Raw genomic sequence first — 25,228 nt, 5'->3', positions numbered from 1 at the left:
GGGCGCCGTCGTCGGCGGAGGAGGGGGTGGGGCTCATGCCAGGACTCCTTCTGAGTTCGATGCGGTGCTCGCGGCGGCCTCGTGTTCCTTCTGCGCCTTCTGCGCCTTGCGCTCGGCGGCGCGGCGGGCGGCGGCTTCGGCTTTTTCGCGCGCTTCGCGTTCGAGGCGCTCCGCGCGCGCTTCGGCCATCCGGCGCGTCGCGTCGGTGCGCTTCTTGTCGCGGTCGCGCGCGGCGAGTTCGCCCTTCGCGTGGTTGAAGGCCTGCACGAGGGGGATGCGGGCGGGGCACACGTACGCGCAGCAGCCGCAGCCGATGCAGTCGTGCAGACCGAGTGCGCCGGCGGCATCGAGCGCGCCGTTGGCGATGCAGGCGTTCATCTCCAGCGGCAACAGGCCGACCGGGCAGGCCCGGGTGCAGCTGCCACAACGGATGCAGGCGTCAGGCTCGTCGCGTGCGACTTCGGCGGCGGACAGCGCGAGGATGCCGCTGCAGCCCTTGACGACGGGCACCTTGGCCGAGGGCAGGACGAGGCCCATCATCGGGCCGCCCATGACGAGACGCGCGGGTTCGAAGCGCACCCCGCCGGCGAAGGCGAGGAGGTCCTCGATGAGGGTGCCGATCGGGACCTCGTAGTTGCCCGGCTGGGCGAGGGCTTCGCCGTTGAGCGTCATGACGCGGCTGACCAGCGGGCGGCCGAGGTCGATCGCCTGGTGGATCGCGAAGGCGGTGCCGACATTGTGCACGAGCACCCCGACGTCGGCGGCGCGCGACTCGGCGGGCACCTCGATGCCGGTGAGCTCGATGATGAGCTGGCGGTCCGAGCCCATCGGGTAGCGCGCGGGGACGACGCACACATGCACGTCGGCGTGGCCGTCGGCGGCGGTGCGCATCGCGGCGATCGCCTCGGGCTTGTTGTCCTCGATGCCGATGCGCACCTCGCGCGCGCCGGTGGCGTGGCGCATCAGCACGGCGCCGCGCACGATGCCCGCCGCGCGTTCGCGCATCAGGCGGTCGTCGCACGACAGGTAGGGTTCGCACTCGCTGCCGTTGAGGATCAGCGTGCGGATGCGCGAGCGGTGGCCGAGGCCGAGCTTTACCGAGGCGGGAAAGGTCGCACCGCCCAGGCCGACGATGCCGGCGTCGGCGACACGGCGCGCCAGTTCTTCAGGCGGACACGAGAGCGGGTCGGCGAGGCCTGCGAGCGGCGCCCAGCGGTCTTCCATGTCGCTGCGCAGCGTGATCGCCGTCATCTCTAGGCCCGAGGGGTGCGGCGCGGTGATCGGTCCGATCGCGACGATCTCGCCGGAGGTTGGCGCATGCACCGGGGCGGAGATGTTGCCCGTGGCGGTCGCGAGGCACTCGCCCTTGAGGACCTTCTGCCCGATCCGCACGATCGGCTCCGCGGCCGCGCCGACGTGCTGCGACAGCGGCAGATAGAGTAGCGGCGGAACCGGCAGGCGGCGGATCGGCGCTTCCGAGGCCGGGCGCTTGCGCTCGTCCGGATGCACGCCCCAGGGTTCGCTGCGGCCGAGGTTGCGGAAGATCTTGTCGAAGAGTCCCATGATGTGCGTTCCGGTTCAGGCGCGGGCCGGGTTCGGCCACACCCAGTGCTGCAGCGTGATCGGGATCGGCTTCAGGCCGATGGCTTCGGTCGGGCAGCGGTCGACGCAGTTGCCGCAGCCGGTGCAGGCCTCGCGCAGCACCGCGTGGATCTGCTTGGCGCCGCCGAGGATGGCGTCGGTCGGGCAGGCCTTGATGCAGCGGCAGCAGCCGATGCAGATGTCTTCGGTGACGACGGCGAGCTGCGGTCCGGCGTCGGTGATCGCCGAGAGGTCGATTTCGAATCCCAGCTTGGCGGCGAGGCTCTGCGCCAGCGCCTTGCCGCCGGGCGGGCAACAGGTGGCCGGCGCCGCGCCGCCGACGATCGCCGCCGCGGCACCGGCACAGCCGGGGAAGCCGCACTGGCCGCAGTTGGAGCCGGGCATCAGCGCCTCGACTTCGGTGACGACGGGGTTGCCTTCGACGTGGAAGCGGCGGCTTGCGAAACCGAGCAGCACGCCCAGAACGGCGCCGAGGACGGTGAGGCTGGAGACGGCAACGAGCATGGCGTCGCTCCTCAGGAGATCAGGCCGGAAAAGCCCATGAAGGCGAGGCTCAGCAGGCTGATGGTGATGAATGCGGACGGCGCGCCGTTGAACGCGGCGGGCACGCGGGCGAGCGCGAGGCGTTCGCGCAGGCCGGCGAACACCAGCAGGACCAGCGTGAAGCCGAGTGCCGAGCCGAAGCCGTACAGCACGCTCTTCATGAAGCCGAAGCGCTGCTGCACGTTGAGCAGCGCGAGACCAAGCACGGCGCAGTTGGTCGTGATGAGGGGCAGGTAGATGCCGAGGCTCTGGTACAGCGCCGGGCTGGTCTTCTTGATGACCATCTCGACGAACTGCACCGCCGCGGCGATCACGAGGATGAAGCACAGGATGCGCAGGAAGCCGAGCTCGAAGGGCGCGAGCAGCCAGTGGTCGAGCATCCAGCACAGCGCCGAGGCGAGCGTGATGACGAAGGTGGTCGCGAGCCCCATGCCCAAGGCGGCGTCCATGCTCTTGGAGACGCCCATCACGGGGCACAGGCCGAGGAACTTGACCAGCACCACGTTGTTCACGAGGGCGGTCGAGAGTAGCAGCAACAGGATTTCGGTCGTGGCGGTCATTGGCGCGTCGTGTCGGTTGCGGCGGGGGCCGTTACGACGGCGCTAGTGCATGGAGCGTGCCACGGGCTCCGCTGCGGGCGGAAAGTGTCGCGGATTCAGCGGTTTGCGATGCTGTGCGGGTTGCCCTGAAAGCGGGCGTGGAGGTGGGGCGCGGGGGGCAATCCTGACAAAGTCGACGCCGCTGTCGTCTTTGCGACAGCCCGCGCGGACTGCCCCGGGGACCTGTTCAGCGGGCGGCGAGGAAGATGTCGAAGGTGGCCGCGGCGGGGGCGCCGGCCTTCGCCGCGGCGATGTCGACGGTCAGCGCTTCGCGCTCGGGCGGGGCATAGCCGTTGCCCTCGCGGTTGTTGCCGCGGAAGTACATCTGTGTGACGAACTCGGCGCGCCCCGGCTGGGCGACGCGGAAGTGGATGTGCGGCGGCCGCGTACCGTAGTTGCCCGGCAGGATCGTGAGGAAGCTGTAGCGGCCCTGGGCGTCCGTCATCGTGCGGCCGAAGCCCTGGAAGGCGGGGTCGCGCGTGCGCGGATCGACGCCGGGGTGGCGGTAGCGGCCGCGCGCGTCGGCCTGCCAGATCTCGACGGCGGCGTCGGCGACCGGCTTTCCGGCCGAGTCGCGCACCGCGCCGCTGACGCGCAGCGGCGTGCCTTCGACAGTTGTCCCTGTCGCGCCCGCGAGCTTCGTCAGGTCGGCGTCGATGTCGCCGTTCCAGTCGAGCGGGTAGAAGGGGCCGATGTCGTCCTCGGGCGTGGGGCGCAGGCTGGCCGCGCCGGCCGGGAGCGCGGTGGCGGCCAGCCCGAGCGGCAGGAAGGGCAGGCCACCCAGCCAGCGCAGGAGGCGGCGGCGCAGCGTGCCGCGCGGCGTGTCGGCGGTGTGGGGGCGGATCGTGCTGCGGGTCGGAGTGGGCATCGTGTCGTCCTGTCGGGGCGGGCGAGTGTTCGATGGTTTGGATGTCGGCAGGTTCCGTGCGGCGTGGCTCGTCGCATGTCACAAACCCGACATTCGCGACGCGGCGGGCGAGGGTCGCGCCGAGTGTGGTTGTCATTTGTTTTCAGCGGCTTGGGTGGATTGACCGGGCTTGGCACCGTCCTTGCGATAAGCCCCGTGAGCCTCCCGCGCCGTCGTTGTCGCGACGGTGCGGGGAATCGGATCCCATCCACCCGTCCTGAAGGAGCCCACCATGGCCATGAAGATCATCGCCGACGAATGCACCGCCTGCGGCGACTGCAAGCCCGCCTGTCCGACCAAGTCGATCACCGAGAAGGGCGGTGTCTTCCGCATCACCGCCGACACCTGTACGGAATGCGACGGCGACGCCGATTCGCCGCAATGCCTGGCGGTGTGTCCGGCCGGCGAGAACTGCATCGTCTATCTGTGATGCGCGTGCAAACCGCTGCCGGGCGCGGGTCGTCCGGCCATCCGGGAACGAGGTCCGCATGAATGCGCCCACTGCCTGGGGCGAGCGCTGCCGCCAGCTTGCCGAGCCCGTCGTCGAAGCCTGCTCCGTGACCCCCGCTGCCGCAGGGCCGGCGGCGCTCGCGCACGCGATCCGCAAGTATCTGCCCGACTGGCCGTTCCGCGAGGTGTTGTGCCGCGGCGGCTGGTACCGGCTGGGCGGTGTGATCGACGCGGACGGCGTGCGCGTTTCCGATAACCTCGAGCAGTGGGCCGTCGCGGAGCTGGAGGCTCGCGACGGTGAGCTCGGCGTGCTGCTCGACGACTATGCGGGCTCGACCCTGCGCGCGACCCACCTGCGCGGCCGCACGCATTACTTCGCGGCCGCGACACCGGGGCGCGCGAGCACGGATTTCGTCCAGCTGGAGGTCGAGGCGCTGCAGGAAACCTGGGCGTCGCCGCTGTTCCGCGACGATGCTTCGCCCGAGACGCTGGACGAGCTGATCGACGCGCCCTGCGGCGGCGAGGCGTGCGCGGGCGAGCACAGGCCGCGCTGCGGCACGCCGGTCGCGGCCGCGCGCTACCGCTTCCGCCGCCTCACGCACGTCGGCGACCTGCTCGCGCGGATGCGCACGCAGGCGCTCGAACCGCAGCCCATCCACCGCTTCGTCGCGGACTGGGACGCCTCCAGCGCGGGGCCGGCGACGGCCTTCTGCAACCACTGGGCGATCGCGTTGCGCGAGCATCTGGACCGCTTCCGGCAGACCATCGTGCGCGCGACGCCCATTTCGGCGCTAACCGGCGAGGCGCCGCGCTTCGGCGCGCGCGAGGGCACGAACGGGCTGTCGCTGCACGCGGCGCTGCTCGCCTTCGACCGCGCCGTCGGTTATCCGATGGCGTGGTATTTCGGCATGCTCGCCGGCAAGGCGGTCGGGCACTGGGTGCCCGCGGCGGTCGCGTCCGACGCGGCGGCGGGGTTTTCCTATCTTCCCGAACGCGACCTCGCGGTGCTGCGGCAGTGGCTGCACCGGCCCTACGCGTTCTGAACGGAGGCGGGCGACGATGTCCGATGCGTTGATGCACGAAGGTGTGGTCCGGTCGATCGACGACGGCAAGGCACTTGTCGCGGTGCCGGTGCAGGGCTGTTCGAGCTGCGGCGAACGCAGCCGCTGCGGCGTCGGCAAGTTCGCGGGCGGCGGCAAGGTGTCGCTCGTGACGGTACCCGTCGGCGAGAGTGAGGGGCTCGTGCCGGGCGATGCGGTGACGGTCGCGGCCGATCCGGATGCAATCAACCGCGCGGCGCTCCTCGGCTACCTGTTGCCGGCGCTGCTGATCGTCGCCGGCGCGGTCGGCGGGGACTGGCTCGCGCATACCGACGTCGCCGCGGTGCTCGGTGCGTTCGGCGGCCTCGTGCTGGGCGTGCTGGTCACGCGCGCGCTGCCGCGGGTGTTCCGCGCCGCGGCGGTGCCGCTCGTGCTGTCGCGGCGCGGTTGAGCGCGCGTCGCGCGGGTCAATGCTTCGAGAAAAGATCCCGCAGTTTGCACAGCAGTAGCGACACGTCCCAGCGCGGGTCGGGCAGCGCCTCGCCGGCCAGGATCTTCTGCAAGGCGGGCGCCGCGTCGGTCTCGCTCGTCAGCAGGATGTTCACGCCGCGTTTCTGCATGCGGCGCAGGAAGCCGTCGCCGGCGCTGCGCGCGACCATGACTTCGACGGTATCGAGGGGATGCGCTTCATCCGCATCCCAATGATGGAACACCTGGCGGCGCTCCAGTTCGATCCGCCGCGCCGCGGGCACCCCGACGCCGGGTTCGCAGTCGTACAGCAGCCAGTGCCGTGCCTGTCCGGCGTGGCCGGCGACCTTGTCGAAGTCGTCCGTGGCGATCGCGATCTTCATGTTTCGAGTGTCCTTGGTCCGGTTCGGATGACGGTCAGGCGAAAGCGAGCAGCGGCAGTTCCTCGCTGCCGAAGCATTCGCCGTAGTGCGCGCACACGCCGCAGGACGGCGCGCGGCAGGCGGTGATGCCGACCTCTTCGCACAACTGCTTGTAGAAGAACTTCTTCCATCGCATGCCGTTCACGTTGCGCCCGGCGAGGCGCGGGAAGTGTTCGTGCAGCAGCGCCGACAGCTCGGCGCGCGAGGGCAGGCCGAGGTCGTGCCACAGGTGGTCATCGCCCATGCAGGCGCGTGCGACGCATTCGGCCAGCGCGACCACGTCGGCGCTGCGCCCCGCGGCGCCCTGCAGCAGCAGGCGGCGCACGTCCTCGTATTCGTCGTGGCGCGCGCCGCCGGCAAACATGCTGCCGCCGGGTTTCCAGCGCGCGTCCAGCATCGCGAGCCAAGCGGCGGCGGGGCGCATGTCACATCGCCTTCGGCGCATACGAGATGCAGCGCCGCGCGCAGTTGTTGTTGCAGGACTCGCAGCCGACGCAGTTCTCCGGGTGTGCGATGTGCATCACCTTCTTCTCGTACTCGTCGTCCTCGTCCTCGATCGCGAACATCGCGCCCTCGTCGTCGACGGCCATCAACTGCAGGACCTCGCGCGCACAGGTCTTGAAGCAGCGACCGCAGCCGATGCAGCGCTCCTGATTGATCGCGGCGATGAAATTGGGCGTCCAGGCGACGCCCGAGGGCAGGGTGACGGTGAAGTGGGACATGGCTGCTCCGTGAAAAGGTCGGTCGGGATCCGGCGTTCAACCAGCGGCGGCCAGCCGGGCGTAGGCCTCGAAGGTCTTCTGCGCCTGCTCGGGGACGCGCTCCCAGCCGATCGGCAGCTCTTCGGACAGGTCGTGGAGGTCCATCTTGGCCTGCGTGGCCTGCGCGTTGAGCTTCTTCACCAGCGTCTTCAGTTCGTCGCTCGTCATCGTCATCGTCCTCGAAATGCCTCAGAAATTCGCCACTTCGGGAAAGCGGCCGATGAGGCCGGCTGCCTCGTCGACGATGCGGTCGCCGGCCTCGGCGAGCGCCTGCAGCGTGTCGAAGCCGAAGCGGTGGATGTCGCGGTGGTATTTCGAGAACACGATCAGGCGTCCCGTCGTCAGCATCGCGCGGCCGAAACCTTCGTGGTTGAGCTTGATCGTCGGGGACGCGATCAGCCCCGTGCGGCGCTCGATCGCGAGGCCGGCGGCGTTGTAGAAGAGATCCACCCGCGCCATCACCTCCGGGCCCGGGTCGTCGATGATCGAGATCTGCTTGCGCGCGGCCTTGTCGACGACGAAGGGCTTGAGGATCTCGGCATCGCTCTTGTGCTCGCGCCGGCCGAAGGTGTCCTGGGCGCGGATCAGCTTGACCAGCTCCGCGAGGAAGGGCGATGCGGCGATGACGATGGCCGCCTCATCCGGTGCGAGGGTGTCAGGCATGTTCGGCCTCGCTCGCGGCGTCGTGCTCCGCATCGAAATCGAAGCTGCGCTCGCGGCCCTTCAGCAGCACCTTGCGCAGCCACGGCGGCGGCGTGCCCTTGAGCACTTCCTGCAGGCGCTCGATGATGCTCGCGATCGGCTGCGGATTCGTCACCTTCACCGGATGCACGCGCAGGTTCACCACCTTCGCCGCCGCCGAGCCGCCGATCGCCGCGACGTACAGCATCGCGCAGTCGCGCACCGCGTCGAGCTTGGGCACGAGCTTGTCCTCGGTGCCGTCCTCGGCGAGATCGCCGGCGAACTCGACGATTTCGACCAGCCGGCTCGCGTCCGGCTGCACTTCGTAGATCGCGATCTTCTTCGCCCAGCCGAAGTGGGCGTCCACGTCGATCAGGTTTTCCGTTGCAAAGGCGATTTTCATGCCGAGTTCTCCCAGTGACGAGTCAGTGACCAGCGTGAGCCGGCGCATCCACGGCCGGCGCGGGGCCGGATCGGTGGAGGTCGGGCCCGAAGCCGGTGGGGGTGACGTGCTGTTCATGCGCGTGCAGTTGCTCCATGAAGACATTGCCCACCTCGAAGATCAGATCGCGCGTGCCGCGATAACCGACAGTGACCTTGTGCGCGACGCCGAGCCGGTCGAAGGTCGGCAGGCCGGCGCGCCAGAAGGGGATGCCCAGCCGCGCCGCGGCCTGGCGGCCGTGCGAGTGCGTGACCAGCAGATCGCAGCCGGCGGCGTGCTCCTCGAAGTCGCCCAGATCGCCGATGCGCACCGCGTCGGCCGCGACGCGCGCGAGCACCGGGGCGTCCTGCGGCGCGATCGCGCACGTCACCTGCGCGCCCATGTCGGCGAAGAAGTGCGACAGCGCGAACAGCAGGTCCGGCTCCGCGGCGATCGCGACCTTCTGCTCGCCGAAGTAGAAATGGCCGTCGAGCATCGCGTCCTGCAGCTGGCTGCGCTGGCGGCGGTATTTCGCCGGCACGTCCTGTTCGGACAGATCGGACAGCAGCGCGATGAACGCGTCGCACGCGGCCAGCCCGGACAGGTGCTCGAACACGCGGACCGGCACGCCGGCCTTCTTCTGCAGCAGCTCCGCGGCCGGGCGCAACTGCTCGCCGATCGCGATCGTGATCGCCGAGGCGCCCATACGCTTCACGTCCTCCAGGCGTGTGCCGCCCAGCGTGTGCGGCAGGAAGGTCTCGGGGATGTGGCCGTCGAGCGAGCCGGAGAGGTCCGGCAGCACAATGGGCGTGAGGCCGAAGGCTTCGACCGTCTCGCGGATCTCCTCGATGTCGCCCGGCGTCAGATGGCAGCCCGCGAGGATGTTCACCTGCCACGGCGTGCGCACCTTCGTTTGCGGCACCAGCGCGGCGATCATCGCCGTGACGGCCTTCGCCCAGCCGTCGGAGAAGCCGCCGACGAAATCGGGCGTCGGCGCGAACACCACCTCCGTCCCGTCGAGCTCCGGGTGTTTCTCGCGGATCAGCTTCAGGAAGCCTGCGACGTCGTCGCCCTTGGCCTCGGTGATGCCGGTCGAGCACAGCCCGATCAGCGCCGGGTTCGCGCGCTTCCTGATGTTCAGCAGCGCCTGCTCGATGTTCTCCAGGCCGCCGAGGATCGTCGTGACCTCGTTCATCGCGGTCGTCTGCAGCGGGATGGTCTCGCGGAAGTGGCGCACGAACAGCACCAGCCCGAAGGCCGTGCAGCCCTGCGAGCCGTGCAGCAGCGGCAGCGCGCGGTCCATGCCGAGGAAGGCGAGCGCGGCGCCGATCGGAGCGCTCATCTTCAGCGGGTTCGTCGTGCAGGCTTTCCTGCCGGGAATGATCGTGGCCATGATGCGTGCTCGAAAGGGTACGGGCACAGCACAGCAGGAACGGTGCCAGCGGTGCATTCTCAGTAAAAACAGGCACATGGCCGCAGCGCCCGAGCGTGCGAACGGCGCTTTGGCGGATGTCCGACACGAACGTGTCGCAAGCGCCACAAAACCCGGACTGCTCGGGCGCAAGTCGATCCGTGCGCGGTATGATGACGGCCGGCTGGAGCCGTGCGCCGCTACCCGGCCTGCCCGCGAGGACGCACCCATCCGGCGTTGCCCGGCCTCCGGCACGTATGTCGATGAACGTCGAATTCAGGACACGAGGAGCGCAGATGCCCGTCTATCGGATGCCTGTCGGCCGTTTGAGGCGAACCGCGAGCGGAGTCGCCCGCACATGACGCACGGCCGCGTCGAAATCCGCTCGCCCGCCGGCGAGGCGCGTTTCCACATGTTGTTCGAAGACGCGCGCCACGCGATCGTCCTCATCGAGGACGGACGCTGCGTCGCCGCCAACCGCGCGGCGCTCGACCTCTTGCGCCTGGACGGCCTCGACCGGCTCCTCGGTCGTACCCTCGCCGACATCTCGCCGCCGCTGCAGCCCGACGGCCAGCCTTCCACCGCGCTGGCGGAGGAGATGTCGCGGCGCGCGCTCGCCGACGGCGGCGGCCGCTTCGAATGGGAACACGTGCGCGGCGACGGCACGCTGGTCGAGGTCGACATGCTCGTCACCGTGATCCACGACGGCGAGCACGCGCTGCTGCACTCCGTGCTCACCGACGTCACCGCGCAGAAGCAGGCGCAGCGTGAGCTGGCGGAGTACCGCGAGCGGCTCGAAGCCCTCGTCGCCGCGCGCACCGCCGAACTGGCCGCGGTCAGCGCCTCGCTGCGTGAAGCCAGCGCCGAGCAGCAGGCGATCTTCGACACCGCCACCTCGGGTATCGCGCTGATCAAGGACCGCGTGCTGGTCCGCGGCAACCGGCGCCTGCACGAGATGTTCGGCTGGCCGCCGGGCGGGCTCGTCGGGCAGCGCACCGCGGTGTGGTATCCCGACGAGGCCGCGCATGCGGCGGGCGGTGACCCGGTGTATGCCGCGATCTGGCGCGGCGAGTCGCACCGGCGCGAGCAGCAGCTCATGCGCCGCGACGGCTCGCTGTTCTGGGTGCGGCTGACCGGCACGGCCGTGGACCCGTCCGACCGCAGCAAGGGCTCCGTGTGGGTCATCGACGACATCTCCGCCGAATTCGAAGCCATCGAGCGCATGCAGAAGGCGCGCGCGCTCGCCGAGGATGCCGCACGCATCAAGGCGGATTTCCTCGCCAACATGAGCCACGAGATCCGCACGCCGATGAATGCCATCATCGGCATGACCTACCTCGCGCTGCGCACGCAGCTCGACGCCCGTCAGCGCGACTACCTCGAAAAGATCCAGGCGTCCAGCCAGCACCTGCTCGGCATCATCAACGACGTGCTCGACTTCTCCAAGATCGAGGCCGGCAAGCTCGTCATCGAGCGCATCGACTTCGACCTCGAGAAGACCGTCGCGGACGTCGGCGCGCAGATCGTAGAGAAGACCAACGCGAAGGGCCTCGAACTGGTCATCGACGTCGCGGCGGACGTGCCGGCCAGCCTCGTCGGCGATCCCCTGCGCATCAGTCAGATCCTGCTCAACTACGCCAACAACGCGGTCAAGTTCACCGACCGCGGCGAGATCGTCATGCGCATCCGGCGCGAAAAGTTCGAGAACGGCGAGGTCGTGCTGCGCTTCGAAGTGCGCGACACCGGCATCGGCGTCGACGACGAACTGCGCGACCGCCTGTTCCGCAGCTTCGAGCAGGCGGACACCTCCACCACGCGCAAGTACGGTGGCACGGGCCTGGGGCTCGCGATCAGCAAGCGGCTCGCCGGCATGATGGGCGGCAGCGTCGGCGTGGACAGCCAGCCCGGCGCCGGTTCGACCTTCTGGTTCACCTGCCGCCTGGGCATCGGCCGCTCCGAGGGGCACCTGCTGATGCCCGCCCCGGACCTGCGCGGCCTGCGCGCCCTGGTCGCCGACGACAACCTCAGCTCGCGCGAGGTGCTCGCCGAGATGATGCGCTGCATGACCTTCCGCGTGCACGCCGTGGACTGCGGGCGCGCGGCCGTCGCCGAAGTCGAGCGCGCGGCGCGCGCCGGCGAACCCTACGATATTCTCTTGCTCGACTGGCAGATGCCCGAGCTCGACGGCGTGGCCGCCGCGCGCGCGATCGGCCAGCTCGGCCTGCCGCGGCTGCCCGTGCGCATCGTCGTCACCGCCTACGGGCGCGAGGATGTCGCGCGCGCGGCCGTCGGCGCCGGCGTCGACGATATCCTGCTCAAGCCGGTCACCGCCTCCGCGCTGTTCGACACCGCGATCCGGCTGCTCGACGGCGCCCTGCGTCCGGCCAGGCCGCACGCCGCCGCCGGCGAAGCGCCGGCCGAGCTCGCCGCGATCCGCGGTGCGCGGCTGCTGCTCGTCGAAGACAACGAGCTCAACCAGGAGGTCGCGAGCGAGCTGCTCGGCGCCGCCGGCCTCCGCGTCGATATCGCCTGCAACGGTGCGGAAGCCGTCCAGCGCGTGCAGCAGGCCGCCTACGACCTCGTGCTGATGGACATGCAGATGCCGGTGATGGACGGCGTGACCGCCACGCGCGCGATCCGACGCCTGCCTGCCTGTGCCGACCTGCCGATCGTCGCGATGACCGCCAACGCGATGGCGGGCGACCGCGAACAGTGCATCGAGGCGGGCATGAACGACCACATCGCCAAGCCGATCCACCCCGATCGCCTGTGGGCCGCGCTGCTGCGCTGGATCGCGCCGCGCGGCGACGCAACCGCCGCCGCCACGCCGGGCGCAGCAGGGGCGCTGTCCGCCGCTCCGCGCGCCGTCCTCGCACGGCTCAGGCGGATTGCCGGCCTCGATCCCGACCTGGGTGTGCGGCGCCTGATGGGCAAGGAAGACTTCTACCTTTCCCTGATGCGCAAGTTCGTCATCGGCTACGGGGATTTCACCGCGCGCCTGGACGCCGCCCTCGCGGCAGGCGACCTCGCCGCCGCCGAGCGTCTCTCCCACTCGCTGAAAGGCCTGGCGGGGCAGATCGGCGCGGCGCCGCTGCAGGAAGTCGCGGCCGAACTCGAGCGGCGTATCCACGAGGGTACCCCCGCCGCGGACATCGACGAGGCCCGCGACCGCGCCGCACGCACGCTCGCCGACCTGATCGAAGCGCTGTCGCAGGCGCTGCCGGTGCCCGAAACGCCGGCATCGGCCGTGTAGCGCCGCGGCCCACCGAGCCGCCCGCGCTCGCTCACTCCCCCCAGCCCTCGGCCAGCTCCCACGGCGCCGGCTGCCGCACCTGCGACCAGATCGGGTTGTAGAGCGCCTTGTCGATCTCGGCGACGAGATTCGCCACGCCGTCGTAGCCCGCGTAGGCGTGATGGCGCTCCTGGTTGATCTCGACCCACGGCGTCTTCGCCTTCAGCGCGACGAACTGCGAGCGCCCGCCCGAGAGCATCACGTCGGCCTGCGACTCCTTCAGCATCCGGTACATCTCGCGCGGCGGCAGTTCGTCGAACATGTGCGCGTCGGTGCCCATGATCTCGACCACCTTCGCGCGGTCGCCCTGCGTCGACTTGCGCATCGACGTGCCGACGATCTCCATGCCCACCTCCTGCAGCGCCGACACCACGCTCCACGACTTCACTCCGCCCGTGAACAGCAGCACCCGCTTGCCCGCGAGCCGCGCGCGGTACTTCTCCAGGCGCGCCCACGCGCGCGCCTCCTCGCGTGCGATCAACGCCTCGGCCCGCTCCGGCAGGTCGGCCGGTGCGCCGCGCTCGACCAGCAGGCGCGTGATGCGGCGCAGGCAGTCCGACATGTCCGCGATGCCGTAGAAGCTGCCTTCGAAGAAGGGGATGTCGTAGCGCTCGTCCATCTTGCGTGCGATGTTGATGAGCGCCTGCGAGCACAGCATGATCGCCGCCTTGGCGCGGTGCGAGCCGGCGATGTCGCGGTAGCGCGCGTCGCCGCAGAAGGTCGCCAGCACGCGGATGCCCAGCGCGTCGAAGAGCGGCTTCACCTGCCAGAACTCGCCGACGACGTTGTATTCGCCGATCAGGTTGATGTCGCAGTCCGTCGTGTATTCCGGCTCCAGCGTGCCGACGACGTGGTCGAGCAGCGCCTCGCCGCCCAGCTTGTTGCCGAGGTTCTTGCTGCCCGCGAAGCCGGGCGCGTTCACCGGGATCACCGGCGTGCCGAACTTCGCGCTCGCCGCCTTGCACACCCCCTCGACGTCGTCGCCGATCATCGCCGGCAGGCAGGTCTGGTACACGAAGATCGCCGGCGGATTCACCTTGTCGATGATCTCCTTGATCGCGCGGTACAGGCGCTTCTCGCCGCCGTAGATCACGTCGAACTCCGCCATGTCGGTGGTGAAGCCCGTGCGGTAGGTCTGCGGGCCGGACGAATACACGTGGCGCGAATCCCACGAATTGCCTTCGCACGCGATCGGCCCATGCACCAGGTGGGCGACGTCCACCACCGGCTGCAGCGCGATCTTCGCGCCGTCGAAGGCACAGCCGCCGGCCGCCGCGCCGGGCGTCAGCGGTTTCTTGCAGCCTTCCTTGCGTGCCTTGTCGCTCTTCGCCTGGTTGGTGGCGCAGCCGGGTTCGACCAGCAGGCTGTCGATTCTCTGTTTGAGTGCGCTCATGTCGGTTTCCTCTGTGCGCCCGTGGCGCGGATGTCGGGGGGCGGGGAACCCGATGCACGATCGATGCCAGACGGCGCGGTGAGAAAAATCAACGGCTTGCGAAGCGTACACGGATACGTCGCCGCTGCTGTCGAACTCGCGACAACGCATTTGTCGAACTCGTTACACGCCCCTGACGCCCCTGCGCGGCATGGCGCCTCCTGCTATGCTCACGCTTTTCCGACGTACCGCGCCGTGCCTCCGCCCGCAGCCAAGATGAAGAAAGCCCTTGTTTCCCTCGCCCTGTGTTTCGCCGCGCTGTCCGCTCCCGCCTTCGCCACCCCCGGAGAAGTGCCCGAAGGCGGCACCCTGCGCCAGATGCCGATGCAGGGCCTCACCGGCGGCTCCAAGCTGCTCGGCGACTATCGCGGCAAGCCGCTGATCATCAACGTGTGGGCGAGCTACTGTCCGCCCTGTCTCGCCGAGATGGGCTCGCTCGAGCGCCTGTCGAAGCGCTACGGCAAGCAGTTCAACGTCATCGGCATTTCCATCGACGACTACCCCGAGCGCGCCCTGGCCTTCCTCACCCAGGCGAAGACCAGCTTCCCGCACTTCATCGACCACAAGCTCGCGCTCGAGAACATGCTCGGCGCCAACCGCATCCCGCTCACGGTGCTGGTCGATGCCGACGGCAAGGTCGTACACAAGGTGTTCGGCGCGAAGGAATGGGACAGCCCGGAAACCGTCGAGGCGATCGGCAAGGCCTTCGGCCTGCGCATGTAGGCCGTCGCGGCAGTCCGCGGTGGGCACATGGCCCCGGATTGCGGGATTTCAGGCTGAATTTGCGCGCGGAACATTACAGGATTGTTTCCGCTGCTAAAATCGCGCCCTAATCTCACTCCGCCGGCAGGCAAAAACAATCATGTTCTCCCGCTTCATGCCCCGTGAGGGACAGTTCTTCACCCTGTTCAACTCCCACGCAGACGAGATCGTGGCCGGCGCGAAAGCCTTGGTCACGCTGATGCAGGCCGTCGGAAAGGACGCATCGGTAGCGGCCAAGGCAACCGCCGACATCGACGAGATCGAGACCCGCGCGGACAAGCTGAACCACGACGTGATGGCGCTGATGCACTCCACGTTCATCACGCCGCTCGACCGCGACGAGATCCACCAGCTCATCTCGCACATGGACGACGTGCTCGACACGATCCAGGACGTCGCCGAAACCGTCTCGCTGTACGACATCGTCGAGGTCACCGAGGAAGCCCAGCGCATCGCCGAGCTGTCCATGTCCTGCGCCGAGAGCGTGCGCGCCGCGGTCGTGCTGCTGTCCAACATGGACAACGGCCGCGAGATCCTGCGCATCTGCCACGAGATCGACGGCTTCGAATCCGACGCCGACCGCGTCCTGCGCAAGGCGCTGTCGGGCCTCTTCCGCGAAGAGCCCGACGTCCGTGTGGTCCTGAAGATGAAAGGTGTGTACGAACTGCTCGAGTCGGTCACCGATCGCTGCAAGGACGTCGCCAAGATCCTCGAGGCCATCGTGCTCGAAAACTCCTGACCCGCGATCTCCAGGAAAACGACATGGCAACTTTGGAGATCGGGCTCGCCACGGTGATGTTGCTCGTGGTGCTGGCCCTGCTGTTCGACTTCATGAACGGCTTCCACGACGCGGCGAACTCGATCGCGACGGTCGTCTCGACCGGCGTGCTCAAGCCGCAGCACGCGGTCGCGTTTGCGGCCTTCTTCAACGTCGTCGCCATCTTCATCTTCCAGTTGAAGGTCGCGAGCACGATCGGCAAGGGCACCATCGACCCCGCGGTCGTCGACCACATCGTCGTGTTCGGCGCTCTGGTCGGGGCGATCGCGTGGAACGCCATCACCTGGTACTACGGCATCCCGTCCAGCTCCTCGCACGCGCTGATCGGCGGCCTCGTCGGTGCCGCGGTCGCCAAGGGCGGTTTCGGCTCGCTGCTCGCCTCCGGCCTCATCAAGACCGTCGCCTTCATCCTCGTGTCGCCGCTGCTGGGCTTCCTGCTCGGTTCGCTGCTTATGGTGGGCGTTTCATGGTTATTTTTCCGAACGCCCCAGCGCAAGGTCGACAAGTGGTTCCGCCGTCTGCAGCTCGTCTCGGCCTCGCTCTACAGCCTCGGCCACGGCGGCAATGACGCGCAGAAGACCATCGGCATCATCTGGATGCTCCTGATCGCCGCCGGCATCAGCCAGAGTTCGGACCCCGTGCCGACCTGGGTCATCGTCACCTGCTACCTCGCCATCGGCCTCGGTACCATGTTCGGCGGCTGGCGCATCGTCAAGACCATGGGCCAGCGCATCACCAAGCTGAAACCGGTCGGCGGCTTCTGCGCCGAAACCGGCGGCGCGATCACGCTGTTCCTCGCCACCGCGCTGGGCATTCCGGTGTCGACCACCCACACCATCACCGGCGCCATCGTCGGCGTCGGCTCCTCGCGCAAGGTCTCGGCCGTGCGCTGGGGGGTGGCGGGCAGCATCGTCTGGGCGTGGATCCTCACGATCCCGTGCAGCGCCCTGATCGCCGGCGCCGCGTGGTACGTCGGCCGCATGATCCTCTGACCGCGAGGAGCTGCCCCGTCCTCGTAGGTCGGGAGCAGCGCAGCGAATCCCGACATGCTGCGCCCGGGCAAGCAATTCCGCCCGGGTCAGCCGGAAACCGGCGGGATTCCATCCCGCCCGACCAGCGGCCCTCAAAAACGCGAACCCGGCTGCCTCAGGAATTCAACCTCCTCCGGTGTCGATTCCCTTCCGAGTGCGGCATTGCGATGCGGATAGCGCCCGAAGCGCTCGATGATCGCCTTGTGCCGCAGCTCGAAATCCAGGTTGTCCGGTATGCCGTTGCGCTCGAAGAGCTGCACCGCAACCTCGTGGATGCATAGCGACTCGCTGTGCATGAAGGGCATGTACAGGAAGCTGCGCTCGACCGGCCGCAGCGCCTGCTCCGCGCCCGCCGCGATGGCCTCCTGCGCCAGCACCAGCGCCATCCCGTCGCACGCGAACGCCGCCGCCGAGTCGCGGAACAGGTTGCGCGAAAACTGATCCAGCACGATCACCTCCGCCAGCCGCCCGGCCGCCGTCCCGCGCCACTCGAACAACTCGCCGCGCGCGGCCTGGGCATACATGTCGCCGAAACGCTCGGCGACCATGCGGTCGAAGGCCGCGTCCTTCTTCCACCATTGGGCGGGTGAGACCTCGTCGAACCAGAAGTCCAGAATCGTTTGGTGCATGGCGTCCATCTCCGGGTTCGGCAAAATTGACGCACCAGTCAGACCGGCCTATGCTCCAGCATAGGCTAAATTTAAAGGCGACACCCATGCAGGCCGAACGTCACGTGCGCGTTTTCAGGAATGGTAGAAATCAAGCCATCAGAATCCCCCGCGAATTCGAACTCGATGCCGACGAAGCGATCATCCACCGCGAAGGTGACAAGCTGATCATCGTGCCTGTGCGCAGGAAGCGCCTGCTTGCCGTGCTGGCCGGGTTGGAGGCGATCGCAGAAGAATTCCCCGACATCGATTCCGGCTTGCCGCCGCTCGACGACGTTTCGTTATGAGGAGGGCGGTGCAACCCGGCGTGCCGCGTTACCTGCTTGATACCAATGTCGTCTCCGACCTTGTGCGCAATCCCCAGGGAGAGGTCGCGGCCCGGATTGCCGAAGTGGGCGAAGAGGCCGTCTGTACGAGCATCGTGGTCGCGAGCGAGCTCCGGTTCGGTGCGGCGAAGAGCGGCTCGCCCCGGCTGCGTCGGCAGCTTGACGTCATTCTTTCCGCGCTGACGGTGCTCCCGCTGGAATCTCCCGCTGACGAACATTATGCAGAGATCCGCGCCCTGCTGGAAAGCGCCGGCATGCCGATCGGCCCGAATGATCTGCTGATAGCGGCGCATGCACGCGCGCTGGGCCTTACCGTCGTCACCGCCAATCTGAAGGAGTTCCGCCGGGTGCCGGGACTGACCGTGGAAAACTGGCTGAACCGACGCGAGTAGGGCGGTTACTCGGTTACTGAGGCAAGAGCCGAGACCTGACCCCAATAGATTCACGTGGGGATGGGTCACATTTGTTCTATATATTAAAGTCAAATATTTGATACGCATATTGCGCGCAAGGGCAAAGAAGAAGGCTCGCAGTTTGTAAGGTATTTCGGGCCATTGTTGGATGCCCTGCGAGGGCTGGGCGGTTCAGGCTCACCTGACGAGGTTGTCGAACGCATTGCCTCCGACCTTGTGCTTCCCGACGAAATTCAAAATGAGCTCCTTCCTACCGGGGAGTTGAGGTACCGAAACCAAGTCGCTTGGGTGTTCGTGATTTTCGGGGCGCGATGGCAGGCCGCGCGGACAAAGGCATCATCATCACCACAGGTACGTTTACGGCTGAGGCCCGTCGTGAAGCATCACGAGATGGAGTTCCCCCGATCGAACTGATCGATGGCGAGAAGCTTGTGGACATGCTTGAGCATCTCGATGCTTGGTCTGAAACCTGTAACCACCTACGAAATTGACGGAGCATTTTTCGGCGAGTTCCAAGCCTGAATCGCCCCCAAAGGAAAAAGGCCCGCCTTGGGGGCGGGCCGAGCAACATCCGACGCGGAGAGATCGCCGGATGCCGTGAGCAGAGTCCATCCGCTCAGAACTTCACAACAATATCCTCATCCAGCAGCAGGTACTGGCACGCGAGCCGGTAGCGCGGCGCGAGGTCCAGCAGTTCCAGTTCCTCGAACTCCTGCCGTGCGAGCTTGCCGGACGTCAGCAGCGTGAGCTTTTCCTTCTCGGTGAGGTGCACCGCCATCGGCGGCTTGTTGCCGATGTGGATCACCTCGACCGTGCAGGAGCCGCATTCGCCTTTCTGACACTCGCAGTCGATCGCGACGCCGTGCTCCCGGGCGACGCCGAGGATGCTCTTGCGGTCGCCCGCAGGGGCATAGACGGTGAGGTCGCGGCGCATCTTCGGCGAACTGAAGGTAACGGTGGGCATGCCGGATCTCCTCAGCGCACCAGATCGAAGCTGGCCGAGTCGGAGGTCTTCGCGTCCAGCGTGTCGAAGATCTTGTCGAGGATCTTCACGAGAACGTTCAGGCCGCCTTGGTAGCCCCAGATCGGGAAGCGGTGGTGGTGGTGGCGGTCGAAGATCGGGAAGCCGATGCGGATCAGCGGCGTGCCGATGTCGCGCTCGAGGTACTTGCCGTGCGAGCTTCCGATCAGGAAATCGACCGGCTCGGTCGCGAGCAGCGAGCGCAGGTGCCACAGGTCCTTGCCCGGCCAGGCCTTGGCCTCCTTGCCGAAGGGGCTGGCGGCGAGCAGCGCGTTGATCTTCTCGGTCCATTCCTTGGTCGCGTTGGTGCAGAGGATATGCACCGGCTCGGCGCCCAGTTCCAGCAGGAAGGCGGTGAGGCCCAGCAGCATGTCGGGGTCGCCGAACAGCGCGAAGCGCTTGCCGTGCAGGTGGGCCTGCGAGTCGGCGATCGCATCGACGAGGCGGCCGCGCTCGAGTTCCAGCGCAGCCGGGATCGGCTGGCCGGTGAGCTCGGACACCGCCATCAGGAAGGCGTCGGTGCCGGTGACGCCGACCGGGCAATTGAGCGACACCGCCTTCTGGCCGGCCTTCTCGACGTACTCGGCCGATTTCGCCGCCGAGATGCCCTGCATGAAGACCGTGCCCTTGGCGTTGAGCGCGGCTTCCATCTGCTCGGCCGTCGTGCCGCCCGCGTACATGCGGAATTCGCCGTCGGTCGGGGTATCGAAGACCTCGGATGGGTCGGAGATGATCGTCGCCTCGACGCCCATCTCCTTCATCATCCGCTTGAGCTCGCGGTTGTTGGCGACGCAGTAGCCGTCGAAGCCGCCGTTGATGTTGATCGCGGGTGCGGCCGTCTCGCTGCGCGTCTTGCCGTCCCAGAAGCTCGTGAGGAAGCCCTTGAGCATGTTGTCGTAGCCGGTGACGTGGCTGCCGACGAAGGAGGGCGTGTGCGCGAACGGCACGCGGAAGTCCTCGGGGATCGAGCCCTTCTGCTTGGCGATCTTGATGAAGCCGTCGAGGTCGTCGCCGATGACTTCGGCCATGCAGGTGGTCGACACGGCGATCATCTTCGGCTTGTACAGCGCGTGCGCATTCGCCAGCCCGTCGACCATGTTGTTGAGGCCGCCGAACACCGCCGCGTCCTCGGTCATCGAGTCGGACACCGCCGAGCACGGTTCCTTGAAGTGGCGGTTGAAGTGCGAGCGGAAGTAGGCGACGCAACCCTGCGAGCCATGCACGTAGGGGAGCGTGCCTTCGAAGCCGGAGGCGCACAGCACGGCGCCGAGCGGCTGGCAGGCCTTGGCCGGGTTGATGACGAGGGCTTCGCGCTTGAAGTTGATCTCGCGGTACTCCATCGTCTTGGTCCAGTCGGCGATCTCCTGGACCTTGGCCGCGCCGCAGCCGCCTTCGAAGCCCTTCTTGCGCTCGAAGATCTCCTGGTATTCCGGCTCCTTGAACAGACCGGCGTGGTCGAGGACCTTTTCAGCTGATTGAGGCATGGTCGTGCTCCTTATTTCTTCCAGGGGGCCTTGGTCATGCCCCAAACCGGCGAGTTGATCGCCATGTCCATGTCACGGGCGAAGATGGCGAAGCCGTCGTAGCCGTGATACGGGCCGGAGTAGTCCCACGAGTGCATCTGGCGGAAGGGGATGCCCATCTTCTGGAAGATGTACTTTTCCTTGACGCCGGAGGCCATCAGGTCGGGGCGGATCTTCTCGGCGAACTTCTCCAGCTCGAAGCTGGTGACGTCGTCGTAGATCAGCGTGCCGTCCTTCACGTAGTGGGTCGTGCGCTGGTAGTCGTCGCCGTGGCCGAACTCGTAGCCGGTGCCGCACACTTCCATGCCCAGGTCCTCGTACGCGCCGACGACGTGACGCGGGCGCAGGCCGCCCACATACAGCATCACCTTCTTGCCCGCGAGGCGCGGCTTGTACTTGTCGATGACCGCCTGCGACAGCGCGGTGTACTTGGCGATGACCTGCTCGGCCTTCTCCTTGATCGTGTCGTCGAAGAACGCGGCGATGCCGCGCAGTGATTCGGCGATCTTGGTCGGCCCGAAGAGGTTGTACTCGAACCAGGGCACGCCGTACTTTTCCTCGACGTGGCGGGCGATGTAGTTCATCGAGCGGTAGCAGTGCAGCAGCAGCAGCTTCGCGCGCGGCATCATCTCGATTTCCTTGAGCGTCGCGTCGCCGGTGCCCTGGCCGATCACGCGCAGGCCCATCTCTTCGAGCAGGATGCGCGAGCTCCACGCGTCGCCGCCGATGTTGTAGTCGGCCATCAGCACGACGTCGTAGGGCGTCGATTCGAACGGCTTCTCGTAGTCCGCCTTGTCGAACACCCAGTCGCGGATCGCGTCGTTGGCGATGTGGTGGCCGAGCGACTGCGACACGCCGCGGAAGCCTTCACAACGCACCGGCACCATCGGCAGGTTCACTTCCTTGGACTTCTTCTTCGACACGGCCTCGATGTCGTCGCCGATCAGGCCGATCGGGCACTCGGACTGCACCGAGATGCCCTTCGCAAGCGGGAAGACCTGGGTGATCTCGTCAACCACCTTGTCGAGCTTCTTGTCGCCGCCGAAGACGATGTCCTTCTCCTGGAAGTCGGACGTGATCTGCATCGCGCCGAAGGCATCCACCCCGGTCGTGCCGTTGTAGTAGTTGCGGCGCGTGGACCACGAGTACTGGCCGCAGCCGACCGGGCCGTGGCTGACATGCACCATGTCCTTGATCGGGCCCCACACCACGCCCTTCGAGCCGGCGTAGGCACAGCCGCGGATCGTCATCACGCCCGGCAGGGACTTGATGTTGGACTTGACGCCGCAGTCGGGCTTGCCTTCCTCATACACGTTGAGGTGCTTGGCGCGCTTCTTCGCCGCCTTCTCGGGGTAGACCTCGAGCACCTCGTTGATCAACGCCTTGTTGCGCGTCTTGTCGTCCAGTACCGCACTCATAATGGTTCTCCTATGCGCGGGGGGGCTCAGGCGACGGCCTTGGCCTTGCCGACGATGCTGTCGTCTTCCTTCTGCATGATGCCGAACTCGAGCAGCAGGTCTTCCAGCTCTTCCATGCTGATCGGCGTCGGGATCGTGCCGTTGCCCTTGTTGGCGTGGATCTTTTGCGCCAGCTGGCGGTACTCGGCGGCCTGCTTCGACTCGGGGTCATACTCCAGCACGGTCATGCGGCGCAGTTCGGCGTGCTGCACGACGTTGTCGCGCGGCACGAAGTGGATCAGCGAGGTGCCGAGCTTCTTCGCCAGTGCGTCGGCGAGATCCCATTCCTTGTCGGTCTGGCGTTCGTTGCAGATCAGGCCGCCCAGGCGCACGCCACCGGCATTGGCGTACTTCAGGATGCCTTTCGAGATGTTGTTCGCGGCATACATCGCCATCATCTCGCCCGACATCACGATGTAGATCTCCTGCGCCTTGTTCTCGCGGATCGGCATCGCGAAGCCGCCGCACACGACGTCGCCGAGCACGTCGTAGGAGACGTAATCCACGCCGTCATAGGCGCCGTTCTCTTCGAGGAAGTTGATCGCGGTGATGACGCCGCGGCCGGCGCAGCCGACGCCGGGTTCCGGGCCGCCCGACTCGACGCAGCGGATGTCGCGGTAACCGACGCGCAGCACGTCCTCGAGCTCGAGGTCCTCCACCGAGCCGGCGTCGGCGGCGAGCGACAGCACCGTGTCCTGCGCCTTGGCGTGCAGGATCAGGCGGGTCGAGTCGGCTTTCGGGTCGCAGCCGACGATCAGGATCTTCTGGCCCATCTCGGCCAGCGCGGCGAGGGTGTTCTGCGATGTGGTCGATTTGCCGATGCCACCCTTTCCGTAGAACGCGATTTGACGAAGGGACATTTCATTTCTCCTCAAGAAAAGTGAGTCCTGCTTTCACACCCGGCGAACCGGAACGCTTCTCCTATGGCAAGGGCTGTGCCAGTGGCGGCAAAAAGTCACGAAAGCCTGTCGCAGCAAGGGTTCCAGGTTGGTAGAGGAGGGCTGCAGGAGCGGCGCCGGAGCTGTCGGCAACGCGACAAGGACGCGGCGGGTGTCGGACATCGGCATGTCGCGGTGAGGCCCGTCCGACTCCTGCCAGACGCCCGAGGCCACATTGCGAAGGGCGGGAGGAGCCGAAGGCGGATCCCGCCGCGCGGCAGGCGGAGTTCCGCTGGCCGGCTGGATTGGCGGGATGCGCTGCGCTTCTTCCGCCCTACGGGAAATGCTCGCACAACGGCATCCTTTTTGCATGTGAGGTGAATCGAACCGACTTTCACGGAGGCCCCATGCCGATCTTCGATTACCGCTGTCCCGCCTGCGCCAAGACCTTCGAGCTGCTCGTGCGCACGAGCCAGACGCCGCACTGCCCGCGCTGTGGCGGCTCCACGCTGGAAAAACAGGTGTCCGCGCCCGCCGCGCCGCCGCAGTCGGGCGAACTGGTGAAGCAGGCGCGTGCGCAGGCAAGGCGTGAAGGCCATTTCAGCAACTACTGAGCCCGGCGCCGCCGCGTACGGCCACTCGACCAACCTCGTCGGCATCCCGACCGGGCTCGTCGCGAGCGTCGCGTTCAACGCCCATCCGCTGCCGCTGCACATCCACGGCGTGCGCGAAACCAACCGCGCGCTGTTCGCGATGCTCGACGACGCGACGAGCGCCGACGAGGCCGTGCTCGCCTTCCAGATCTACATGCGCACCGTGTTCGAACTGGACCTGCCCGGCGAGCGCGACGCCGCGGGGCGCAAGCGCTACCGCGCGAGCTACCTGCGCCTGCTGCGCGGCTGGGGTTTCGACGCCAACGGCCGCGAAGGGGCGGTGCTCAAGGGCTGGGCGGAGTCGCGCTTCGGTCTGCATCCGACCTTCCACAAGCGGCCCCTCGGGCGCTACCCGTCGGAGGCGTGGATGGCGTACGTCGAGGAAAAGATGAACGCGCGCTTCCACAACAACTGCATCCACGCGCAGCTCGACCTGCTGTACGAGTACGCGCAGCACACGTTCCGCCGCTGGCTCTACCCCGGCCGGCGCCACCTCACGCTGTACCGCGGCGTGAACGACTTCGCCGAGCACCAGGTCGTCGCCTGGCTGCCGCGCGCCGACGGCAGGTCCGGCCGCGCACGCGAGGCCATCGCGCGGCACAACAATCTTGTCTCGTTCACGACACGGCGCGACATCGCCGACCAGTTCGGCGACACCATCCTCGAAGTCGAGGTGCCGCTGTGCAAGGTCGTGTACTGCAACGAGCTGATGCCGGGTCCGCTGCTGCGCGGCGAGGGCGAAATGCTGGTGCTCGGCGGCGACTATGGTGTCAGGATGGCGGTCCTATGACGAACGAGTCGGGTCCGACCCTGCACGAACGCGCCCTGGGCGCCTACCTGGGCCTTGCCGTCGGCGACGCGCTGGGCGCCACGGTCGAATTCCTGACGCCTTCCGAGATTCGCCACCAGTACGGAGAGCTGCGCGACATCGTTGGTGGCGGCTGGCTCAGGTTGAAAGCCGGACAGGTCACGGACGACACGCAGATGTCGCTCGCGCTCGGTGCTGCGATCCTGGAATCCGGCGGGTGGAACCTGACGAACATCGCCACGCACTGGCTCGTGTGGCTGAAGTCGAAACCGATCGACGTCGGCAACACCTGCCGCCGCGGCCTCGTGCGCTACGGGCGCGACGGGTCGCTCGAATCGCCGTTTTCGGACGGGGACGCCGGCAACGGCGCGCTGATGCGCAACCTCCCCGCGGTGCTGTACGCCTTCCGCGACGCGGCGCTCCTCGAGCATTGCTCGGTCGCGCAGGCGCACGTCACGCACAACCATCCGCTGTCCGACGCCGCGACGCTGTGCGTCGCCCGCATGCTCGCCGATCTCCTGTATGGCGGCGACTGGCGCGACAATCTCGCCAAGCTGCGTGCGAAAGCGAAGGCGCTGGTCGAGGCGCACCGCCCGTTCCGCTTCGACCCCTACCCGAAGCGCGCGACCGGCTACGTCGTCGACACCGTGCAGACGGTGCTGCACGCCTTCTTCGCCACCGACAGCTTCGAATCCTGCCTGATCCGCACCGTCAACTGCGGCGGCGACGCCGACACCACCGGCGCGATCGCCGGCATGCTGGCGGGGGCGCACTACGGCGTGGACGCGATCCCGGGCCGCTGGATCAAGCGGCTGGACCGCGACGTGCGCGACGCGATCGTGCGGCAGGTCGACGGCCTGCTCGCGCTCGGGAGTGCCTGA

At 67.6% G+C, this 25,228-nt stretch carries 30 protein-coding genes and 1 pseudogene; 14 read left to right on the top strand and 17 right to left on the bottom strand.

Annotated features, from left to right (window positions below; all coding sequences use genetic code 11):
* Window positions 1-33: 33 nt before the first annotated feature.
* The 4 genes from rsxC to GPA27_RS08865 form a co-directional block, all read right to left on the bottom strand.
* Entirely contained in the window at window positions 34-1,563 is a 1,530-nt protein-coding gene (gene rsxC / locus GPA27_RS08880; RefSeq protein ID WP_169139604.1) for an electron transport complex subunit RsxC, read from the bottom strand.
* Between the two features lie 15 nt (window positions 1,564-1,578).
* The gene (locus tag GPA27_RS08875; RefSeq protein WP_169139602.1) at window positions 1,579-2,106 is read right to left on the bottom strand and encodes an RnfABCDGE type electron transport complex subunit B; all 528 of its coding nucleotides are present in this window, start codon (window positions 2,104-2,106) and stop codon (window positions 1,579-1,581) included.
* Window positions 2,107-2,117: 11 nt separating this feature from the next.
* Window positions 2,118-2,705, bottom strand: coding sequence for an electron transport complex subunit RsxA (gene rsxA / locus GPA27_RS08870; RefSeq protein WP_169139600.1), 588 nt, complete (start codon window positions 2,703-2,705; stop codon window positions 2,118-2,120).
* Between the two features lie 226 nt (window positions 2,706-2,931).
* Window positions 2,932-3,612, bottom strand: coding sequence for a dioxygenase family protein (locus GPA27_RS08865; protein ID WP_169139598.1), 681 nt, complete (start codon window positions 3,610-3,612; stop codon window positions 2,932-2,934).
* Between the two features lie 271 nt (window positions 3,613-3,883).
* Here GPA27_RS08865 and GPA27_RS08860 point away from each other — a divergent pair, with 271 nt between their 5' ends.
* The 3 genes from GPA27_RS08860 to GPA27_RS08850 are packed head-to-tail and all read left to right on the top strand — an operon-like array spanning window position 3,884 to window position 5,592.
* The gene (locus GPA27_RS08860) at window positions 3,884-4,081 is read left to right on the top strand and encodes a 4Fe-4S dicluster domain-containing protein (RefSeq protein WP_169139596.1); all 198 of its coding nucleotides are present in this window, start codon (window positions 3,884-3,886) and stop codon (window positions 4,079-4,081) included.
* Window positions 4,082-4,139: 58 nt separating this feature from the next.
* Window positions 4,140-5,144: a hypothetical protein gene (locus GPA27_RS08855; RefSeq protein ID WP_169139594.1), complete on the top strand. Its 1,005-nt coding sequence runs from the start codon at window positions 4,140-4,142 to the stop codon at window positions 5,142-5,144.
* Between the two features lie 16 nt (window positions 5,145-5,160).
* Window positions 5,161-5,592, top strand: coding sequence for a SoxR reducing system RseC family protein (locus GPA27_RS08850; protein WP_169139592.1), 432 nt, complete (start codon window positions 5,161-5,163; stop codon window positions 5,590-5,592).
* 16 nt (window positions 5,593-5,608) lie between these two features.
* On the opposite strand, the gene GPA27_RS08845 is transcribed toward GPA27_RS08850, so the two are convergent.
* The 7 genes from GPA27_RS08845 to nifN are packed head-to-tail and all read right to left on the bottom strand — an operon-like array spanning window position 5,609 to window position 9,287.
* Entirely contained in the window at window positions 5,609-5,992 is a 384-nt protein-coding gene (locus tag GPA27_RS08845; protein ID WP_169139590.1) for a NifB/NifX family molybdenum-iron cluster-binding protein, read from the bottom strand.
* A gap of 34 nt (window positions 5,993-6,026) precedes the next feature.
* On the bottom strand, window positions 6,027-6,455 hold the full coding sequence (locus GPA27_RS08840; RefSeq protein ID WP_169139588.1) for a nitrogen fixation protein NifQ: 429 nt from the start codon (window positions 6,453-6,455) through the stop codon (window positions 6,027-6,029).
* A 1-nt stretch (window position 6,456) separates the two neighbouring features.
* The gene (gene fdxB / locus GPA27_RS08835) at window positions 6,457-6,753 is read right to left on the bottom strand and encodes a ferredoxin III, nif-specific (protein ID WP_169139586.1); all 297 of its coding nucleotides are present in this window, start codon (window positions 6,751-6,753) and stop codon (window positions 6,457-6,459) included.
* A gap of 36 nt (window positions 6,754-6,789) precedes the next feature.
* Entirely contained in the window at window positions 6,790-6,960 is a 171-nt protein-coding gene (locus GPA27_RS08830) for a CCE_0567 family metalloprotein (protein WP_169139584.1), read from the bottom strand.
* A 21-nt stretch (window positions 6,961-6,981) separates the two neighbouring features.
* The gene (locus tag GPA27_RS08825) at window positions 6,982-7,455 is read right to left on the bottom strand and encodes a NifX-associated nitrogen fixation protein (protein ID WP_169139582.1); all 474 of its coding nucleotides are present in this window, start codon (window positions 7,453-7,455) and stop codon (window positions 6,982-6,984) included.
* Window positions 7,448-7,876 carry a nitrogen fixation protein NifX gene (gene nifX, locus GPA27_RS08820; protein WP_169139580.1) on the bottom strand — a complete coding sequence of 143 codons (429 nt, stop codon included), beginning with the start codon at window positions 7,874-7,876 and terminating at the stop codon, window positions 7,448-7,450. The genes GPA27_RS08825 and nifX overlap by 8 nt, the downstream gene beginning before the upstream one ends.
* Window positions 7,877-7,898: 22 nt before the next feature.
* Window positions 7,899-9,287 (bottom strand): nitrogenase iron-molybdenum cofactor biosynthesis protein NifN, encoded by a 1,389-nt coding sequence (nifN, locus tag GPA27_RS08815; protein WP_169139578.1) that lies wholly within the window; start codon window positions 9,285-9,287, stop codon window positions 7,899-7,901.
* A gap of 376 nt (window positions 9,288-9,663) precedes the next feature.
* On the opposite strand from nifN, the gene GPA27_RS08810 reads away from it, so the two are divergent.
* A complete protein-coding gene (locus GPA27_RS08810; RefSeq protein WP_169139576.1) occupies window positions 9,664-12,558 on the top strand; it encodes a response regulator in 2,895 nt (964 codons plus the stop codon).
* A 31-nt stretch (window positions 12,559-12,589) separates the two neighbouring features.
* On the opposite strand, the gene nifE is transcribed toward GPA27_RS08810, so the two are convergent.
* Window positions 12,590-13,990, bottom strand: coding sequence for a nitrogenase iron-molybdenum cofactor biosynthesis protein NifE (gene nifE, locus GPA27_RS08805; protein ID WP_169139574.1), 1,401 nt, complete (start codon window positions 13,988-13,990; stop codon window positions 12,590-12,592).
* 255 nt (window positions 13,991-14,245) lie between these two features.
* Here nifE and GPA27_RS08800 point away from each other — a divergent pair, with 255 nt between their 5' ends.
* The 3 genes from GPA27_RS08800 to GPA27_RS08790 all read left to right on the top strand — a co-directional run bounded on the left by GPA27_RS08800 (window position 14,246) and on the right by GPA27_RS08790 (window position 16,561).
* A complete protein-coding gene (locus GPA27_RS08800) occupies window positions 14,246-14,752 on the top strand; it encodes a TlpA family protein disulfide reductase (protein ID WP_169139572.1) in 507 nt (168 codons plus the stop codon).
* 139 nt (window positions 14,753-14,891) lie between these two features.
* Window positions 14,892-15,530 carry a DUF47 domain-containing protein gene (locus tag GPA27_RS08795; protein ID WP_169139570.1) on the top strand — a complete coding sequence of 213 codons (639 nt, stop codon included), beginning with the start codon at window positions 14,892-14,894 and terminating at the stop codon, window positions 15,528-15,530.
* Window positions 15,531-15,553: 23 nt separating this feature from the next.
* Window positions 15,554-16,561, top strand: coding sequence for an inorganic phosphate transporter (locus GPA27_RS08790; protein WP_169139568.1), 1,008 nt, complete (start codon window positions 15,554-15,556; stop codon window positions 16,559-16,561).
* A gap of 131 nt (window positions 16,562-16,692) precedes the next feature.
* On the opposite strand, the gene GPA27_RS08785 is transcribed toward GPA27_RS08790, so the two are convergent.
* The gene (locus GPA27_RS08785; RefSeq protein ID WP_211164900.1) at window positions 16,693-17,229 is read right to left on the bottom strand and encodes a DUF924 family protein; all 537 of its coding nucleotides are present in this window, start codon (window positions 17,227-17,229) and stop codon (window positions 16,693-16,695) included.
* A gap of 86 nt (window positions 17,230-17,315) precedes the next feature.
* Between GPA27_RS08785 and GPA27_RS08780 the strand changes: the two genes are divergently transcribed.
* The 4 genes and pseudogenes from GPA27_RS08780 (at window position 17,316) to GPA27_RS08770 (ending at window position 18,498) form a co-directional block, all read left to right on the top strand.
* A complete protein-coding gene (locus tag GPA27_RS08780) occupies window positions 17,316-17,555 on the top strand; it encodes an antitoxin (protein WP_169139565.1) in 240 nt (79 codons plus the stop codon).
* Between the two features lie 8 nt (window positions 17,556-17,563).
* Window positions 17,564-17,986 (top strand): type II toxin-antitoxin system VapC family toxin, encoded by a 423-nt coding sequence (locus GPA27_RS08775; protein WP_256222863.1) that lies wholly within the window; start codon window positions 17,564-17,566, stop codon window positions 17,984-17,986.
* A gap of 162 nt (window positions 17,987-18,148) precedes the next feature.
* Window positions 18,149-18,238, top strand: a pseudogene (locus GPA27_RS29470) (hypothetical protein); the annotation flags it as partial.
* A 53-nt stretch (window positions 18,239-18,291) separates the two neighbouring features.
* Window positions 18,292-18,498 (top strand): restriction endonuclease, encoded by a 207-nt coding sequence (locus GPA27_RS08770; RefSeq protein ID WP_246261002.1) that lies wholly within the window; start codon window positions 18,292-18,294, stop codon window positions 18,496-18,498.
* A gap of 125 nt (window positions 18,499-18,623) precedes the next feature.
* On the opposite strand, the gene GPA27_RS08765 is transcribed toward GPA27_RS08770, so the two are convergent.
* Genes GPA27_RS08765 through nifH form a run of 4 tightly spaced genes read right to left on the bottom strand, consistent with a single transcriptional unit; the run spans window position 18,624 to window position 22,868 of the window.
* The gene (locus GPA27_RS08765) at window positions 18,624-18,971 is read right to left on the bottom strand and encodes a 2Fe-2S iron-sulfur cluster-binding protein (protein WP_050414613.1); all 348 of its coding nucleotides are present in this window, start codon (window positions 18,969-18,971) and stop codon (window positions 18,624-18,626) included.
* 11 nt (window positions 18,972-18,982) lie between these two features.
* Window positions 18,983-20,512, bottom strand: a complete 1,530-nt coding sequence (gene nifK, locus GPA27_RS08760) for a nitrogenase molybdenum-iron protein subunit beta (RefSeq protein WP_169139562.1) — start codon at window positions 20,510-20,512, stop codon at window positions 18,983-18,985.
* An 11-nt stretch (window positions 20,513-20,523) separates the two neighbouring features.
* Complete coding sequence (gene nifD, locus GPA27_RS08755) at window positions 20,524-21,969, bottom strand: nitrogenase molybdenum-iron protein alpha chain (protein WP_169139561.1); 1,446 nt, start codon at window positions 21,967-21,969, stop codon at window positions 20,524-20,526.
* 26 nt (window positions 21,970-21,995) lie between these two features.
* Entirely contained in the window at window positions 21,996-22,868 is an 873-nt protein-coding gene (nifH, locus tag GPA27_RS08750) for a nitrogenase iron protein (RefSeq protein ID WP_169139560.1), read from the bottom strand.
* 425 nt (window positions 22,869-23,293) lie between these two features.
* On the opposite strand from nifH, the gene GPA27_RS08745 reads away from it, so the two are divergent.
* Genes GPA27_RS08745 through draG form a run of 3 tightly spaced genes read left to right on the top strand, consistent with a single transcriptional unit; the run spans window position 23,294 to window position 25,228 of the window.
* Complete coding sequence (locus GPA27_RS08745) at window positions 23,294-23,500, top strand: FmdB family zinc ribbon protein (protein ID WP_169139559.1); 207 nt, start codon at window positions 23,294-23,296, stop codon at window positions 23,498-23,500.
* Window positions 23,475-24,329, top strand: a complete 855-nt coding sequence (locus tag GPA27_RS08740) for an NAD(+)--dinitrogen-reductase ADP-D-ribosyltransferase (protein WP_256222862.1) — start codon at window positions 23,475-23,477, stop codon at window positions 24,327-24,329. Before GPA27_RS08745 ends, GPA27_RS08740 begins: the two co-directional genes overlap by 26 nt.
* A complete protein-coding gene (gene draG / locus GPA27_RS08735; RefSeq protein WP_169139557.1) occupies window positions 24,326-25,228 on the top strand; it encodes an ADP-ribosyl-[dinitrogen reductase] hydrolase in 903 nt (300 codons plus the stop codon). Before GPA27_RS08740 ends, draG begins: the two co-directional genes overlap by 4 nt.

It is taken from the genome of Aromatoleum toluolicum (genome assembly GCF_012911005.2).
In the GTDB taxonomy this organism is placed as follows: Bacteria; Pseudomonadota; Gammaproteobacteria; order Burkholderiales; family Rhodocyclaceae; genus Aromatoleum; species Aromatoleum toluolicum.
The sequence above is the reverse complement of the archived record's forward strand: the minus strand, read 5'-3'. Positions and strand labels throughout refer to the sequence as shown.